This window comes from Microbacterium sp. NPDC059771 (assembly GCF_042732495.1).
GTDB classification, from domain to species: Bacteria; Actinomycetota; Actinomycetes; order Actinomycetales; family Microbacteriaceae; genus Microbacterium; species Microbacterium sufflavum.
On the sequence record NZ_JBHWHK010000002.1, the window covers coordinates 269,290 to 285,094 of the forward strand.

A 15,805-nucleotide genomic window follows, 5' to 3' on the forward strand; every position below is an offset into this window, starting at 1 on the left:
GGGGGGGGGGGGGGGGGGGGGGGGGGGGGGGGGGGGGGGTTCGTGGGGGGGGGGGGGGGGAGGAGGGGGGGGGGGGGGCGTGGCCGGCGCGGGTCCCCCCCCCCTGCGCGGGTCAGGCGTCGATGGCCTGGCGCTGCTCGCCGGACTCCACGACGATCTTGCGCGGCTTGGCGCGCTCGCTCACCGGGATCACGACCGACAGCACCCCGCTCTCGTAGGAGGCGCTGATGCTGTCGAGGTCGACGCCGTCGCCGAGCGAGAACTGGCGCAGAAACGAGCCGGCGCCGCGTTCGCGGGCGAGCCACCGCACGCCCTCGCGCGTGTCGGCGGTGCGCTGGGCGCGGATGGTGAGCTGACCGCCGTCGAGGTCGACGTCGATCGAGCCCGGGTCGGCGCCGGGGAGGTCGGCGTGGAGGATGTAGCGGTCACCGTCGCGGTACAGGTCCACCGGCATCGACCGGGGTGCGCGAACGGAGTCCAGCACGCTCGCGGCGAAGCGATCGAGCTGGCTGAAGGGATCGAAGGTCAGTGCCATGAGGTTCTCCTTTCGTGCGGCCCGTATGGGCTGAGGTGGTGTGCAGATTATCTGCACGTGGGGTATAGATTTGTTATAGAACGAGATGACCGATCTCGCAACCCCGATCCGAGGACACGTCAGGATGACCGCACGCGACTCGCGCACACCCGTCTACGGCATCGCCGTGGCTGCCCAGCTCGTCGACCTGCCGGAGGCGACCATCCGCCTCTTCGAGAGCAAGGGGCTGCTCGTCCCCGCCCGCAGCGACGGTGGCACGCGCCGCTACAGCGACGACGACATCGAGCGGCTGCGACGCGCGGCCGAGCTCCGCGGCGACGGGCTCAACATCGCCGGTATCGCCCGCGTGCTCGACCTGCAGGACGAGAACGCCGGACTCCGCGACGCGCTCGACGCGGAGACCGCCCGCACGCCCGCGCGGCGTCGCCCCGCCCGCTGACCCGTCCTCGGACGACGCTACGCTTCCCCCATGGAAGCCGGGATCTTCTACGTCCTCGTCGGAGCCGTCGCCGTGGCCGCGTTCGCGCGCTGGCGCGGGTGGCCGGCGCCGCTGCTGGTGACGGTGGTCGCGCTCGCCGCCTCGTTCCTGCCGATCGTGCCCGACCTCCCCATCGACGGGCACCTGCTGCTTGGCCTGGTGCTGCCGCCGCTGCTGTACTCCGCCGCGCTGGATGTGTCGTTCGTCGGGTTCAAGCGCAGCCTGCCGCAGATCCGACGGCTCGGCATCTGGCTCGTCCTGCTCACCGCGCTCGCGGTCGGCCTCGTGGCGTGGTGGATCCTGCCGTCGCTGACCCTCCCCGGTGCGCTGCTGCTCGGGGCGATCGTCGCACCGCCCGATGCCGTGTCCGCCGCCGCGATCGGCCGCCGTCTCGGGCTCCCGCGGCGCATCATGACGGTGCTGTCGGGCGAGAGCCTCATCAACGACGCCACCTCGCTCACGCTGTACCGCGTGTTCGCCGCGATTCTCGCCGGGGCCACCCTGACGGTGTGGGACGGGGTCTGGCAGTTCCTGGTCGCGGTGGGCGTCGGCGTCGCGGTCGGGCTCGTGTTCGGGATCGTGCTCCACCAGCTGCGCATGCGCATCAGCGACCCCGTCGTGATCGGCACGTTCGGGCTGCTCGCGCCGTTCGGGGCGTACGGCATCGCCGAGCACCTCCTGGGCTCCGGTGTGCTCGCGGTCGTGGCGATGGGACTGTACGTGGGGTTCAACGCCCCGCGCACCGACTACACGACCAGGCAGCAGGAGGCGCCACTGTGGCTGTCGGCCGACCTGCTGCTGGAGAGCTTCGTGTTCGCGTACATCGGACTGCAGTTCCCGCGGGTGCTCCGCGACCTGAGCAGCGAGTCCGTGGGGCGCATCCTGCTGCTGTCCCTCGCCGTGCTGGTGGTGGTGCTGCTCGTGCGGCCCCTGTACATCTACCCCACCAGCGCGTGGGCGAACTTCCAGGACCGCCGTCGTCTCGCGCGCATGGACCGGGGGATCGCGTCGGGGGAGTTCGACGAGCGTCGGCGGCGGTCGCGGCGCTGGCGGCAGTACAGCGCGGACGAGCTGCGCACGCAGATCGTGCGGGAGCGCATGGCCGGACTCCAGCTCACGTGGAAGGACAACGCCGTGATCTCCTGGGCGGGGATGCGCGGCGTGGTCACGCTCGCGATCGCGGTGGCCGCGGCCGACCTCGCGACGCTCGACACCGAGGCCTCGCACGCGATCGTCGTCGTGGCGTTCATCGTGACGGTGGGCACGCTGCTGCTGCAGGGGCTGACGCTGCCGCTGCTCATCCGGCGGCTCGGGATCCGGGGCGACGCCGAGCACGCGGAGGACGAGGCCGCGCTCGAGGCGGTCAAGGCCAAGAGCCGGGAGGCGGGCAAGGAGTACCTGGCGCAGAAGCGCGTCGAGTGGGAGCAGAAGCACGGTGCGGTCGACCTGAGCGTGTTCGACGCCTTCACGAAGCGCATGACCAGGGTGGAGAAGGACACCGACGAGGCGCAGCGGGTGGAGGACACCTCGAGCCGTCCGTCCTTCGACGACCTGGTCGCGCTGTCGAAGGGGTGGTTGCAGGTGCGGAGGGAGATCCTGGTCGCCGAGCGCGACGCGGGCAACCTCGACGAGGAGGTCATGCGGGAGCTGCTGACCGCGATGGATGCGGAGGAGTTGGCGATGGACACGCGCGGCGCCACGCGTCAGCAGGGCCGCGTCTGACGCGGTCGCCCCGCGCCCCGCACACGAGAACGCCCCGCCTCCCGGAGGAGACGGGGCGTTCCGGCGTGACGGGTCAGCGGGCGCCGGCCGGCTCCGGCGCGGTGTCCGAGGCGGCGTCGGCCTCGGGGGCGTCGTCGTCGGACGAGTCGTCGGCGAACGGCAGGCCCTCGCGCGGCGCGTTGTAGAGCTCCTCGTTGAGGATGCCCTCACGCTTGGCGACGATGGTCGGGATCAGCGCCTGGCCCGCGACGTTGACCGCGGTGCGGCCCATGTCGAGGATCGGGTCGATCGCGAGCAGCAGGCCAACGCCCTCGAGCGGCAGACCCAGGGTCGACAGCGTGAGCGTGAGCATGACGACCGCGCCCGTGGTGCCGGCGGTGGCGGCGGAGCCCACGACCGAGACGATCACGATCAGCAGGTACTGCACGAAGTTCAGCTCGATGCCGAAGAACTGGGCGACGAAGATCGCGGCGATGGCCGGGTAGATCGCGGCGCAGCCGTCCATCTTCGTGGTCGCGCCGAGCGGCACCGCGAACGAGGCGTACGAGCGGGGCACGCCGAGGTTGCGCTCGGTCACGCGCTCCGTGAGCGGCAGCGTTCCGATGGAGGAGCGGCTTACGAACGCGAGCTGCACCGCGGGCCAGACGCCCGAGAAGTACTGCTTGATCGACAGGCCGTGCGTGCGCACGAGGATCGGGTAGACCACGAACAGCACGAGAGCGAGGCCGATGTAGATCGCGGCGGCGAACCAGCCGAGCGACGCGAGCTTCTCCCAGCCGTACTTGATGACGGCGGAGCCGATGAGGCCGAACGTGCCGATCGGGGCGATGCGGATGATCCACCACAGCACGCGCTGGATGACCTTGAGCAGCGACTCGGTGAAGACGAGGAACGGCTCGGCCTTCTTGCCCGCCTTGAGGGCGGCGATGCCGACGACCGCGGCGACGACGATCACCTGCAGGATGTTGAAGCCCACCGTGGAGGTGAACGCGCCCTCGGTCGCGCCGGGGGAGGTGCTGACCGTGAGGCCGAGGAAGTTCTGGGGGATCAGGCCGAGGAGGAAGTTCCACCACGTGCCGACCGTGTAGGGGTCGCCGGGCTCGAGGCCCTCGCCGGCGCGGTTGCCCGGCTGGATCACGAGGCCGAGCCCGATGCCGATGATGACGGCGATGAACGCGGTGATCGCGAACCACAGGATGGTCTGACCGGCCAGGCGTGCCGCGTTCTGCACGCGGCGCAGGTTGGAGATGCTCGCGACGATCGCGGTGAAGATCAGCGGGACGACCGCCGCGCGCAGCAGCGTGACGTAGGAGCTGCCGATCGTGTCGAGCGTGGCGGACAGACCGGTGGGGTTCTCGGCCGTGGCGCCGAGCTGACGGCCGATCAGGCCGGCGGCGATGCCGAGGACGAGGGCGGCGATGATCTGGAAGCCGAACGAGGTCAGCAGCTTCCGGACCGGCCCGCGGGTGTCTGGCGCCTTCTGGGCGCGTGCGGTGGTGCTCATCGAGGTGGGGACTCCAGAGATCGCGGCGCGCCGGGATGCGCGCCATGAGGCTCAACGCTAGAGCTGGCTGGGAATTCCCTGGGCGGATATGACGAAGCATGACGGCCGCCCCTCCGCAGCCGTCATGCTCCGGGTTCGGGGGGTCAGGGCGCGACGCACTCGTTCAGGTTGTCGGTGATGATCTGCGTCGTGAGCGCCTTGTCGGCTTCGTCCTTCTGCTTGTCTTCGCCGTTGGCGATGTAGGTGAGCGTCTCGTCGCTCAGCTCGGAGTCGACCAGGGCGTCGGCGAGGCAGCTGGCGGCCTCGTCGGTCATCGCCTGCTCCTGGCTCGTGCCGGCGAACACCTTCTGGATCCCCTCGGCCACCTCGTCGGACGACGGGCGGGCCGGTCCGCCGCACGCGGCGAGGGACAGGGCGAGCGCGACGGCGGGCACGAGGGCAGCGAGGCGGGCGGCCGGGCGGGCCGCGGGTGCTGGCTTCTTCATGCGGACGACGCTAGTGCGCCACAGCAGATTCATAGAAGGGGCTTGCGTGCGGAGGCGCATCCATGCTCCGCGTCAGCGGGCCGCGAGCACGAGCAGGTCGCCCACGTCGCACTCCAGCGCCTCGCAGATCGCCCGCAGCGTGGAGTAACGGATCGCGCGGGCGCGGTCGTTCTTGAGCACGGACAGGTTGACGATGCTCACGCCGACCGCGGCGCTCAGCTCGGTGAGGGTCATGCCGCGCTCGGCGAGCAACTCGTCCAGGCGGCAGTGGATGCCGGTGAACTCCTCGTCGCTCTCGGCCGGGCTCACACCAGCCCCTCCGTCTCCTTCTCCAGGGCGGCACGCTGCTGCTCCAGGCGCATGCCCTGCCGGAACACGGCGGCGAGGGCGAGCAGGCCGAGCGCGGCGGCGAACGGCAGCGGCGTCACGGTGAGCTGATACGCCGCGGGGTACCACGGGCTGCCGATCGGGAGGGCCTCCCGCAGGCCCGCCGTGGCGGCGATCCCGTTCGACAGGTCGGAGGCCACGCCGAGCACCACGAGCGCGACCGCGCCGCCGACGAGGGCACGGGTCACGACCAGGGAGAACGCGCGCCCGCGCAGCGTGTGGAAGCAGATGAGGGCGAGGACCACGGCGGGCACCGTGGCGAGCGCCAGGCTGCTGAGCTGTGCCGCCGCGGCGAGGAGGCGGAGTCCGAGCGAGGCGTTGCCCACGGTGAAGTCCGTCAGTTCCGTGCCGCCGCAGGTGAGGGCGGTGTTCGCACCGTCGCCGAACTCGGAGCAGGGGAGGGCGGCGGGCCAGTCGAGGAAGACGACGGTCCGCCCGTGCAGCTCCGCCCAGTCGACCGCGAACGCCTTGACCACGACCGCGATCGCGCCGAGTGCCGACAGGATCACCCACCATCCCGATAGCGTGAGCGCCGCATCGAGGGTGACCGTGCGGCTGCCGCGCCGGCGGCTGTTCCAGACGACGAGGGCGACGACGGCGGCGCCGACGGCGAGGGCGATCGCGATGTTGAGCAGCGAGGGCCAGACGGCCTCCGAGCCGAACGTGATCATCAGACCAGCCCCTCCGTGTCGCGCTGCAGGCGGCGGCCGACGGCGAACACGCCCGCCACGAGGGCCAGGGCGAACGCCCACCCCACGGGTGCCAGGTCGAACTGCACGAGCAGCGTCCACAGCACGTCTTCGACGCCGGGTTCGGTCGCGGCCAGATCCTTCACGATCTCGGCCCGGCCGATGCCGCCGGCGAACTGCCCGAGCAGCGTGCCGGCCATCAGCAGGCAGGCGGCGACCGCGAACATCCACCCGAGCGAGGCGCGGAACGGGCGGGAGCGGATGAGGGACACTCCCAGCCACCAGACCACCGCGCACAGGGCGACCGTGGCGAGCGCGGGCAGCGCCGTCTCCAGCAGCAGCAGCCAGCGGGCGGCGGTGGGCGGCGCGGTGAGGGTGACCAGTGCGGAGTCGACGGTGGCGCCCTCGATCCCGGCCACGCCGTCGAGGGCGGTGAGGTCGACGTCGTGCACGGGCATCGGGATCGTCGGCGACGGCGAGAACAGGGTGGCGGCGGCCTGGGCGACGGCGACGATCGCACCGATTCCGACGCTCACGGCTCCGGTCGCGATCAGTCCGAGGGCGATGCCGTCGGCGAGCGAGGGTCGTCTATCCGTGGCGAGCATGGGCTCCTCCTGGAGATCGGGGGGTTATCGACTTTCGTTAACATAACGACTGTCGATAAACGGGTCAAGCCCCCGCTATGCCCACGGCGAACACGGGCATACCCGGCATTCCTGGTCGTTACTCTCGATGTACAAGCGCTTCATGCGTCTTCGCCCCGTGCGAATAAGGAGTCAACATGTTCGAGAGATTCACGGACCGAGCCCGTCGAGTGGTCGTCCTCGCCCAAGAAGAGGCGAAGATGCTCAACCACAACTACATCGGCACCGAGCACATCCTGCTCGGCCTCATCCACGAGGGCGAGGGCGTCGCAGCCAAGGCGCTGGAGTCGCTCGGCATCTCCCTCGACGCCGTGCGCGAGCAGGTGCAGGACATCATCGGCCAGGGTCAGCAGCAGCCGACCGGCCACATCCCGTTCACGCCGCGCGCCAAGAAGGTGCTCGAGCTCAGCCTCCGCGAGGCTCTGCAGCTCGGCCACAACTACATCGGCACCGAGCACATCCTCCTCGGCCTCATCCGTGAGGGCGAGGGCGTGGCCGCCCAGGTGCTGGTCAAGCTCGGCGCCGACCTCAACAAGGTGCGCCAGCAGGTCATCCAGCTGCTGTCCGGCGCTCCGGGGCGCGAGCCCGCGTCGGTCGGCGCGCAGACCAACGACTCGCCCGCCGGCGCCCAGGGTGGCTCCGCGGTGCTCGACCAGTTCGGTCGCAACCTCACCCAGGCCGCGCGCGACAACAAGCTCGACCCGGTGATCGGGCGCGAGAAGGAGGCGGAGCGGGTCATGCAGATCCTCTCCCGCCGCTCCAAGAACAACCCCGTCCTGATCGGTGAGCCCGGCGTCGGCAAGACCGCCGTCGTCGAGGGCCTGGCGCAGGCGATCGTCAAGGGCGATGTGCCGGAGACGCTGAAGGACAAGCAGCTCTACTCGCTCGACCTCGGCTCTCTCATCGCCGGTTCCCGCTACCGCGGCGACTTCGAGGAGCGCCTGAAGAAGGTCACCAAGGAGATCCGCACGCGCGGCGACATCATCGTCTTCATCGACGAGATCCACACCCTCGTGGGTGCGGGTGCCGCCGAGGGCGCGATCGACGCGGCCAGCATCCTCAAGCCGCTGCTCGCCCGCGGTGAGCTCCAGACGATCGGCGCCACCACGCTCGACGAGTACCGCAAGCACTTCGAGAAGGACGCCGCTCTCGAGCGCCGCTTCCAGCCGGTCCAGGTGAACGAGCCGACGCTGCCGCACGCGATCAACATCCTCAAGGGGCTGCGCGACCGCTACGAGGCGCACCACAAGGTGCAGATCACCGACGGCGCGATCGTGGCCGCGGCGAACCTCGCCGACCGCTACGTCTCCGACCGGTTCCTCCCCGACAAGGCGATCGACCTGATCGACGAGGCCGGCGCGCGCCTGCGTCTGTCGATCCTGTCGAGCCCGCCCGAGCTGCGGGAGTTCGACGAGAAGATCGCCGCCGTGCGCGAGCAGAAGGAGCTCGCCTCCGAGGAGCAGGACTTCGAGAAGGCCGCGTCGCTGCGCGACGAGGAGAAGAGCCTGCTCGCCGAGCGGCTGCGCCTCGAGAAGCAGTGGCGTGCGGGCGACGTCGCGACCCAGGCGGTCGTCGACGAGGGCCTGATCGCCGAGGTGCTCGCGCAGGCCACGGGCATCCCCGTGTTCAAGCTGACCGAGGAGGAGTCCAGCCGACTCGTCTTCATGGAGAAGGCGCTGCACCAGCGCGTCATCGGTCAGGAGGAGGCCATCGCGGCCCTCTCCAAGACCATCCGTCGTCAGCGTGCGGGCCTCAAGGACCCGAAGCGCCCCTCCGGTTCGTTCATCTTCGCCGGCCCTACGGGCGTCGGAAAGACCGAGCTGGCCAAGGCGCTCGCGGAGTTCCTGTTCGACGACGAGGCCGCGCTCATCTCGCTCGACATGAGCGAGTTCGGCGAGAAGCACACCGTCTCGCGGCTGTTCGGTGCCCCTCCCGGGTTCGTCGGTTTCGAAGAGGGCGGTCAGCTCACCGAGAAGGTGCGGCGCAAGCCGTTCAGCGTGGTGCTGTTCGACGAGATCGAGAAGGCCCACCCCGACATCTTCAACTCGCTGCTGCAGATCCTTGAAGAGGGTCGCCTCACCGACGGTCAGGGTCGGATCGTGGACTTCAAGAACACGGTCATCATCATGACCACCAACCTCGGTGCACGCGACATCGCCGGCGGCCCCGTGGGCTTCCAGATCGAGGGCAACAACGCCACCAGCTACGAGCGGATGAAGGGCAAGGTCAACGAGGAGCTCAAGCGGCACTTCAAGCCCGAGTTCCTCAACCGTGTCGACGACATCATCGTCTTCCCGCAGCTGAGCAAGGACGAGCTGGTGCAGATCGTGGATCTGTTCACGAAGCGCCTCGGCGAGCGTCTGCTCGACCGCGACATGACGATCGAGCTGTCGCAGGCCGCCAAGGAGCGTCTGATCGAGATCGGCTTCGACCCGGCTCTGGGCGCCCGGCCGCTGCGTCGCGCGATGCAGCACGAGATTGAGGACCGTCTGTCGGAGAAGATCCTGCACGGCGAGCTCGACTCGGGCGACCACGTGAAGGTCGACGCGAAGGACGGGGAGTTCCTGTTCGAGCACGGTCCGCGCGGCGAGAAGGTCGCGGTCGGTGTCAACACCGGCGGCGGCGCCATCGCCGGTACGCCCGACCTGGCGATCACCGGCAACGACTGATCCCACCCGGGTCGTGAGCCCGGACGTGAAGGGGCGGATGCTGCGGCATCCGCCCCTTCCTCGTGTCTGGGAGGCGCACGGAGGGTGCGGTTCTAGGCTGGTCGGGTGAGCGACTACATCGTCCGGCCCGCCCGCAGCGCCGATATCGTCAGCATCCGCAACCTGCTCCAGCCGCTCGTGGAGCAGCGCATCCTGCTCGGCAAAGACCTGGCGGTGCTGTACGGCGCGGTGCAGGAGTTCGTGGTGGCGGAGGCCGACGGCGAGCTGATCGGCTGCGGCGCCCTGCACGTGATCTGGGAGGACCTCGGCGAGGTGCGCACCCTGCTCGTGCGCGACGACTGGCTGCACCACGGCATCGGTCGCGCGATCGTCGAGCGCCTGGAGGAGAACGCGCGCGCACTCGGACTGACGCGCCTGTTCTGCCTCACGTTCGAGGTGGATTTCTTCGGCCGCCGCGGCTTCACCCCCATCGGCGAGCAGGTCGTCGATCCCGACGTGTACTCGCAGCTGCTGCGCAGTGGAGACGCGGGTGTCGAGGAGTTCCTCGACCTGGCGCACGTCAAGCCGAACACGCTCGGCAACACCCGGATGCTCAAGGTGCTCTGAGGCCCGACGGGCGCACGACGCCTCCCAGGATCGCGGGGGTCGATCGCTTAACCTGGAAGCATGCCCCGTCGTTCCGCCGCCGTCTACCGTCGTCGGCGTCTGGTGGTGCTGCTCGGGCTGATCCTGGTCCTCGCGGTGATCGGGGTGTCGGTGTGGCTACTGGTCGCGCGCCCCTGGGCCGCCGCGACCGATGCGACCCCGGCGCCGACGTCCTCCTCGACGACCGAGACCACGCCGCCGCCCACGGGTTCCGCGAGCCCGGCGCCCACTCCGAGCGCCTCCGAGACGCCCGCTGTCGTGGCCTGCCAGGCGAAGGACATCGAGGTCACGGCTGTCACCGACGCCGACACCTACGCGGCGGGCGTCACCCCGCGCCTGTCGATCTCGCTGACGAACAAGGGCACCACGGACTGCACGATCGACGTGGGGTCGAGCACCCAGGTGTTCACGGTGTCGAGCGGCGCGGACGTGTGGTGGCGGTCGACGGACTGCCAGGAGAACCCGAGCAGCATGATCGCGACGCTCACCGCCGGATCGACCGTGGTGAGCAAGGAGCCCGTGGTGTGGGATCGCACCCGGTCGAGCGTGGAGACGTGCGCGCAGGAGAACCGGCAGCGAGCGCCCGGTGGCGGCGCGTCGTACCATGTGGCCGTGTCGATCGGCGGCTTCCCCAGCGCCACGACGGCGCAGTTCCTGCTCTACTGATCGCACGCTACGGCTTCGCGGGCGATCCGGCCGTGCGGCTTCGGATTGCTTCGTCTGCTGCGGCAACCGATCCGAATTGCGGCGACCTTCGCGTCGGAGGGCCTCTTGTGCTGACACGAGTCGTTCTTTGGGATACCATAGACATGACTCTCCGCCTATGCGGCATAAGCCATCCCCAGTGGCGTCGAACTACAGCGTCCCCAGCGCTTCGACACCGCCGCTCGAGAGTCCGAGGGCCCTCTCGAGTACCCCAGTCCCCAATGGAGGACTCGAGAGGGCCCCAATCTTTTTCCGGCGCCGGCCGGAGGTCGCCGCGGAGCCGCGATCGTCGTGTCGATGCCTAAGCTGGAGACATGGCTGCGAAGAAGGCGAAGTCCGGCAAGAAGAAGCCCGCACCCGAGGACTTCCGGTCCGAGGCGCTGGCGGTGGCCCTGGAGAAGCAGGACGTGGCCGCGGTCGCCCTGGCCCTGCGGCACGGCACGACCGTCGTCCCGCTCATCAAGCCCGGTGCGCGCGACAACCCGCTCGACGGCGGCGAGGTGTGGACGTACCGCGACCCGAACACGGGCGACCTGGCGCTGCTGCTCTTCAGCGACGCGAAGAACAAGCCGGCCAACCTGCCGCCCGGTGTGGGCATCTACGACGCGGCCTGGCTGCGGCGGTTCCTCTCCGCCCACCCGATCACGACCGTGTTCCTCGACATCGCCGGTCCCCATCCCATGCAGGCGGATCCGGTCGAGCTGCTCAAGGCGCTCGACGCCTGATCGCGGCGCCGCGGCTCAGAACGGCGGGATGTCGCGGTCGGGACGCCGGGCCGCGTTCCGCGAGCGGATGTCGCCCAGGGCGGCGCGCAGCGTCTTCGACCGGTCGTCGACCACCTGCTCGTAGCCCAGCCGCGCCGCCTCCGTCCGGCGCTGCGCGGCCTGCGTGACCGGCCGCACCTCACCCGCCAGGCTGAGCTCGCCCACCGCGGCGACCGTGCGCGGCACCGAGATCATCTGGATGGACCCCGCCACCGCGATCGCGATCGCGAGGTCGGCCGCGGGCTCGGTGAACCGCACGCCGCCCACCGTGGAGACGTAGACGTCGAGGCTGCCGGTGGGCACTCCGGCCCGGCGCTCCAGGATGGCCAGCACCATCGCGACACGCGAGGCGTCGAGCCCGTGCACGATGCGCCGGGGGTTCGGAGCGTTGCTGGGCACGGTGAGCGCCTGCACCTCCACCGGCAGCGCGCGGCGGCCCTCCAGCGAGATCGCGACGCACGTGCCGGGCTCGGACGCCCCCTGAGACAGGAAGAGGCCGGACGGGTCCGGCACCTCGGCGATGCCGTCGCCGGTCATCTCGAAGCACCCCACCTCGTCGGTCGGCCCGAAGCGGTTCTTGAGCGCGCGGATGAAGCGCAGCGACGTCTGCCGGTCGCCCTCGAAGTGGCACACCACGTCGACCAGGTGCTCCAGCACGCGGGGACCGGCGACCTGCCCGTCTTTCGTGACGTGACCGACGATGATGATCGGCAGGTCCCGCTCCTTGGCGACGCGGATGAGGGTCGCGGCGACCTCGCGCACCTGGCTGGGCTGTCCTGCCGCGCCGTCGGTCAGTGACGACGACACCGTCTGCACGGAGTCGACGATCACGAGCTGCGGCTGCACCTCGTCGATGTGACCGAGGATCGTGGCGAGGTCGGTCTCGCTCGCCAGGTACAGCTCGTCGTGCAGCGCGCCGGTGCGCTCGGCGCGCAGCCGCACCTGAGCGGGGGACTCCTCGGCGCTCGCGTACAGCACCCGCCGCCCGGCACGTGCCGCCTGCGCGGCGACCTCGAGCAGCAGCGTGGACTTGCCGACGCCCGGCTCGCCGCTGAGCAGGATGGCGGCGCCGGGCACGATGCCGCCGCCCAGCACGCGGTCGAACTCGCCGACCCCGCTCGTGCGCCGGGGTGCGTCCTGTGTCGTGATCTGCGTGATCGGTCGGGCGGCGCGATCGGCGGTGGGTGCGAGGGCGTTCACGCGTCGGAGGATGCCGGTCTGGGCGGCCTGCTCCTGCACGGTTCCCCACTGCTGGCACTCGCCGCAGCGGCCGACCCATTTCGCCGTCGTCCACCCGCACTCCGTGCACACGTACGCAGGGGGAGCGGGTTTCCGAGTGGCCATGCCCCCAGGCTATCGGCGGGATCAGACATCCCTATCGCCCGGGTGATTATTCACGGCCCGGTGCCCCAACAGGGGTGTGGATCGCCAGAATAATGGAGACATGTCCAACGGCGGGTCCGTCTGCGGACCGATCTCGAGCTACTCCCGGGTGCGCATCCTGCACCTGCTCTTCGAGGCGGGGGTGACCGGTGCGTCCCGGCACCTCACGATCGGCGAACTCTGCGCGGCCACCGGCCTGCACGCCAACACCGTCCGCGAGCATCTGCAGCGCCTCATCGAGGGCGGCTACGTGATCCCCGAGGTGGAGCACCGCACCACCCGCGGCCGCCCGCGCACGCTCTACCGCGCCGCGACCGGTGCGTCCGACGCATCGAGCCCGGTCGCCAGGGACAAGGCCAAGGCGGCCGCCCGTCGCGGCGACCTGCTGCGCAGCGTGGTGCCCTCCGCGGCCCCGAGCGCCCTCGGCCGCGACGCCGTGCACCAGCTCGACGCCCTGGTCGAGCACCTGGAGGAGAGCGGCTTCGAACCGGTCGTCGACGACCGGGTGCTGACGGTCGACCTGAGCCCGTGCCCGCACGCCGCCGGCCGTCCCGAAGACCGCCCGCTCCTGTGCCAGGTGCACCTGGGCCTCATGCAGAGCGTGCTGACCGAGGCCGGGGGACCGCTCGTCGCCGCGTGCGTGCGCGACGCTCAGAGCCCATCGGAGTGCACGGTGCAGCTGCGCGACACCACGACGCAGCAGTCCGACAGAAGAGGAGTCGCGCATGGAATGGCTTGATCCGCTCGTCCTGTCCCGATGGCAGTTCGGGCTGACGACCGTCTACCACTACCTCTTCGTGCCGCTGACGATCGGCATGGCCCTGGTGGCCGCGATCTTCCAGACGGCGTGGGTGCGCACCGGCAAGGTGCAGTACCTCCACCTCACCCGCTTCTTCGGCAAGATCTTCCTGATCAACTTCGCCATGGGCGTGGTCACCGGCATCGTGCAGGAGTTCCAGTTCGGCATGAACTGGTCGGACTACTCCCGCTTCGTCGGCGACGTGTTCGGAGCCCCGCTGGCCTTCGAGGGTCTCCTCGCCTTCTTCTTCGAGGCGACCTTCATCGGCCTGTGGATCTTCGGCTGGGACAAGCTGCCGCAGAAGCTGCACCTCGCGACCATCTGGTGCGTCTCGATCGGCAGCATCCTGTCGGCGTACTTCATCATCGCGGCGAACGCGTTCATGCAGAACCCGGTCGGCTACACGTTCAACGAGGCGACCAACCGTGCCGAGCTCACCGACTTCTGGGCGCTGCTGACCAACCCCGTGGCGCTCGCCGCCTTCCCGCACACCATCTTCGGTGCGCTCATGTTCGCCGCCGGTGTCGTCATCTCGGTCTCGGCCTGGCACCTGGCGCGGGGCCAGCACTTCGACACCATGCGCGTCTCCCTCAAGTTCGGGCTGTGGGCCATGATCTTTTCCACCGCGGGCGTGGTGCTCACCGGCGACCAGCTGGGCCTGGCGATGTACGCCGCGCAACCCATGAAGATGGCGGCCGCCGAGGCGACGTTCAACACCGTGTGCGGACCGGACGCCTCCTTCAGCCTGTTCACGCTCGGCACGCCGGACGGCAGCTCCGAGCTGTTCTCCATCCGCGTCCCGTACCTGCTGTCGCTGCTGTCGACGCACACGCTCGACGCGTGCGTGCACGGCATCAACGACCTCAACGCCGAGTACGCCCAGACCTACGCCGCCACGGGCCTGACCGACTTCGCCCCGATCCTGTGGGTCACGTACTGGTCGTTCCGCTGGATGATCGGCCTCGGCATGGCCGCCGCCCTCGTCGCGGTCGCCGGCCTCTGGGTCACCCGCAAGAACGCCAAGAAACCGGTCGCCCCGTGGATGTGGAAGGTCGCGATCTGGTCGTTCCCGCTCGCGCTCGCCGCCAACATCATGGGCTGGGTGTTCACCGAGATGGGTCGGCAGCCGTGGATCGTGTTCGGGCTGATGTCCACGCGAGACGGCGTCTCGCCCGGTGTCAGCGGTGTCGAGGTGCTCATCTCGCTGATCGCCTTCACCGCGATCTACGCCGCCCTCGCGGTGGTCGAGGTGCGGTTGATCGTGAAGGCCGCCCAGAAGGGGCCGGACACCGATGAACAGCCCCATGAGGAGACGGCTCAGCTGCCGTCGGTCGTGTACTGAGAGGAAGGAGCATCATGGATCTCGCAACGCTCTGGTTCTGGATCGTCGCCTTCCTCTTCGTGGGGTACTTCGTGCTCGACGGATTCGACTTCGGCGTCGGCATGTCGCTGCCGTTCCTCGGCAAGGACGACGTCTCCCGCCGGCAGGTCATCAACACGATCGGCCCGGTGTGGGACCTCAACGAGACGTGGGTCATCGTCGCCGGCGCCTCGCTGTTCGCGTCGTTCCCCGAGTGGTACGCCACCCTGTTCAGCGGGTTCTACCTGCCGCTGCTGCTCATCCTGCTCGCGCTCATCCTGCGCGGCGTCTCGTTCGAGTACCGCCATCAGCGGGAGAGCAGGAAGTGGAAGCAGGGCTTCGACCGGATGATCGTGATCGGCTCCGTCGTGCCCGCGCTGCTGTGGGGCGTCGCCTTCGGCAACATCGTGCAGGGCGTCGCGATCGACGAGAACCACATCTACGTCGGCGGCTTCTTCTCGCTGCTCAACCCCTACGCGCTGCTGGTCGGCGTGACCACCCTGCTGCTGTTCTTCCTGCACGGCGTGCTGTTCGTGGCGCTCAAGACCGACGGGCAGGTGCACGCCGATGCCCGGAAGCTCGCCGCCCGCGCGGCCGTGCCCACCGTGATCGCCGCCGCCGCGACCGTGCTGTGGACCTACTTCCTCGCCGCGGGGCGGGAGGCGCCGCTGCTGTGGCTGGTCGCGGGTGCCGGTGCCATCGCCGCGGTGTCGCTCATCGCCGCGATCGTGCTGTCGCTGCGGGGCCGAGACGGCCAGGCCTTCACCGCGGGCATCGTCACGGTGCTGACGGCCGTGGTGATGCTGTTCGCCGCGCTGTTCCCGTTCGTCATGCCGTCGACCATCGACCCGGCGTTCAGCCTGACGATCGCGAACGCGTCGAGCACCCCGTACACGCTGCAGATCATGACCTGGACCGCGCTGATCGCGCTGCCGCTCGTCATCGCGTACCAGACCTGGACATACTGGGTGTTCCGCAAGCGCGTCACCCGCAGCTCGATCGAGGGGGCGCCGGCCCACGCGTGACCCTGCCCCGC

16 protein-coding genes are annotated in these 15,805 nt (G+C 69.9%); 9 read left to right on the forward strand and 7 right to left on the reverse strand.

Annotation, left to right across the window (positions count from 1 at the left end; genetic code table 11):
• Positions 1–112 precede the first annotated feature (112 nt).
• On the reverse strand, positions 113–535 hold the full coding sequence (locus tag ACFV3I_RS15055; RefSeq protein ID WP_136034660.1) for an Hsp20/alpha crystallin family protein: 423 nt from the start codon (positions 533–535) through the stop codon (positions 113–115).
• Positions 536–659: 124 nt separating this feature from the next.
• On the opposite strand from ACFV3I_RS15055, the gene ACFV3I_RS15060 reads away from it, so the two are divergent.
• Together ACFV3I_RS15060 and ACFV3I_RS15065 are read left to right on the forward strand one after the other, a co-directional pair.
• Positions 660–974: a MerR family transcriptional regulator gene (locus ACFV3I_RS15060; protein ID WP_136035688.1), complete on the forward strand. Its 315-nt coding sequence runs from the start codon at positions 660–662 to the stop codon at positions 972–974.
• 30 nt (positions 975–1,004) lie between these two features.
• Positions 1,005–2,735, forward strand: a complete 1,731-nt coding sequence (locus ACFV3I_RS15065; protein ID WP_206252674.1) for a sodium:proton antiporter — start codon at positions 1,005–1,007, stop codon at positions 2,733–2,735.
• 73 nt (positions 2,736–2,808) lie between these two features.
• On the opposite strand, the gene ACFV3I_RS15070 is transcribed toward ACFV3I_RS15065, so the two are convergent.
• The 5 genes from ACFV3I_RS15070 to ACFV3I_RS15090 all read right to left on the reverse strand — a co-directional run bounded on the left by ACFV3I_RS15070 (position 2,809) and on the right by ACFV3I_RS15090 (position 6,405).
• A complete protein-coding gene (locus tag ACFV3I_RS15070) occupies positions 2,809–4,239 on the reverse strand; it encodes a dicarboxylate/amino acid:cation symporter (protein ID WP_205812751.1) in 1,431 nt (476 codons plus the stop codon).
• A 143-nt stretch (positions 4,240–4,382) separates the two neighbouring features.
• Positions 4,383–4,724 carry a hypothetical protein gene (locus tag ACFV3I_RS15075; RefSeq protein ID WP_136034667.1) on the reverse strand — a complete coding sequence of 114 codons (342 nt, stop codon included), beginning with the start codon at positions 4,722–4,724 and terminating at the stop codon, positions 4,383–4,385.
• A gap of 72 nt (positions 4,725–4,796) precedes the next feature.
• Positions 4,797–5,033, reverse strand: a complete 237-nt coding sequence (locus ACFV3I_RS15080; RefSeq protein ID WP_136034669.1) for a helix-turn-helix transcriptional regulator — start codon at positions 5,031–5,033, stop codon at positions 4,797–4,799.
• Positions 5,030–5,782 carry a hypothetical protein gene (locus tag ACFV3I_RS15085; protein ID WP_378823442.1) on the reverse strand — a complete coding sequence of 251 codons (753 nt, stop codon included), beginning with the start codon at positions 5,780–5,782 and terminating at the stop codon, positions 5,030–5,032. The genes ACFV3I_RS15080 and ACFV3I_RS15085 overlap by 4 nt, the downstream gene beginning before the upstream one ends.
• The gene (locus ACFV3I_RS15090; protein ID WP_378823444.1) at positions 5,782–6,405 is read right to left on the reverse strand and encodes a hypothetical protein; all 624 of its coding nucleotides are present in this window, start codon (positions 6,403–6,405) and stop codon (positions 5,782–5,784) included. The genes ACFV3I_RS15085 and ACFV3I_RS15090 overlap by 1 nt, the downstream gene beginning before the upstream one ends.
• A 176-nt stretch (positions 6,406–6,581) precedes the next feature.
• Between ACFV3I_RS15090 and ACFV3I_RS15095 the strand changes: the two genes are divergently transcribed.
• The 4 genes from ACFV3I_RS15095 (at position 6,582) to ACFV3I_RS15110 (ending at position 11,188) form a co-directional block, all read left to right on the forward strand.
• Entirely contained in the window at positions 6,582–9,113 is a 2,532-nt protein-coding gene (locus ACFV3I_RS15095) for an ATP-dependent Clp protease ATP-binding subunit (RefSeq protein WP_136034677.1), read from the forward strand.
• 105 nt (positions 9,114–9,218) lie between these two features.
• Positions 9,219–9,719, forward strand: coding sequence for an amino-acid N-acetyltransferase (locus tag ACFV3I_RS15100; protein WP_136034679.1), 501 nt, complete (start codon positions 9,219–9,221; stop codon positions 9,717–9,719).
• A gap of 60 nt (positions 9,720–9,779) precedes the next feature.
• Complete coding sequence (locus ACFV3I_RS15105; protein WP_136034681.1) at positions 9,780–10,424, forward strand: hypothetical protein; 645 nt, start codon at positions 9,780–9,782, stop codon at positions 10,422–10,424.
• Positions 10,425–10,777: 353 nt separating this feature from the next.
• On the forward strand, positions 10,778–11,188 hold the full coding sequence (locus ACFV3I_RS15110; protein ID WP_136034683.1) for a dehydrogenase: 411 nt from the start codon (positions 10,778–10,780) through the stop codon (positions 11,186–11,188).
• A gap of 15 nt (positions 11,189–11,203) precedes the next feature.
• Here the strand turns inward: ACFV3I_RS15110 and radA are convergent, their stop codons facing one another.
• Entirely contained in the window at positions 11,204–12,571 is a 1,368-nt protein-coding gene (gene radA, locus ACFV3I_RS15115) for a DNA repair protein RadA (RefSeq protein ID WP_136034686.1), read from the reverse strand.
• Between the two features lie 100 nt (positions 12,572–12,671).
• Here radA and ACFV3I_RS15120 point away from each other — a divergent pair, with 100 nt between their 5' ends.
• From ACFV3I_RS15120 to cydB, 3 genes are read left to right on the forward strand one after another with little or no spacing between them, the layout of a single operon-like run.
• Positions 12,672–13,349 (forward strand): ArsR family transcriptional regulator, encoded by a 678-nt coding sequence (locus ACFV3I_RS15120; protein WP_136034687.1) that lies wholly within the window; start codon positions 12,672–12,674, stop codon positions 13,347–13,349.
• The gene (locus tag ACFV3I_RS15125; RefSeq protein ID WP_136034689.1) at positions 13,336–14,751 is read left to right on the forward strand and encodes a cytochrome ubiquinol oxidase subunit I; all 1,416 of its coding nucleotides are present in this window, start codon (positions 13,336–13,338) and stop codon (positions 14,749–14,751) included. The genes ACFV3I_RS15120 and ACFV3I_RS15125 overlap by 14 nt, the downstream gene beginning before the upstream one ends.
• A 14-nt stretch (positions 14,752–14,765) precedes the next feature.
• Positions 14,766–15,794, forward strand: coding sequence for a cytochrome d ubiquinol oxidase subunit II (gene cydB, locus ACFV3I_RS15130; RefSeq protein ID WP_136034691.1), 1,029 nt, complete (start codon positions 14,766–14,768; stop codon positions 15,792–15,794).
• Positions 15,795–15,805 lie beyond the last annotated feature (11 nt).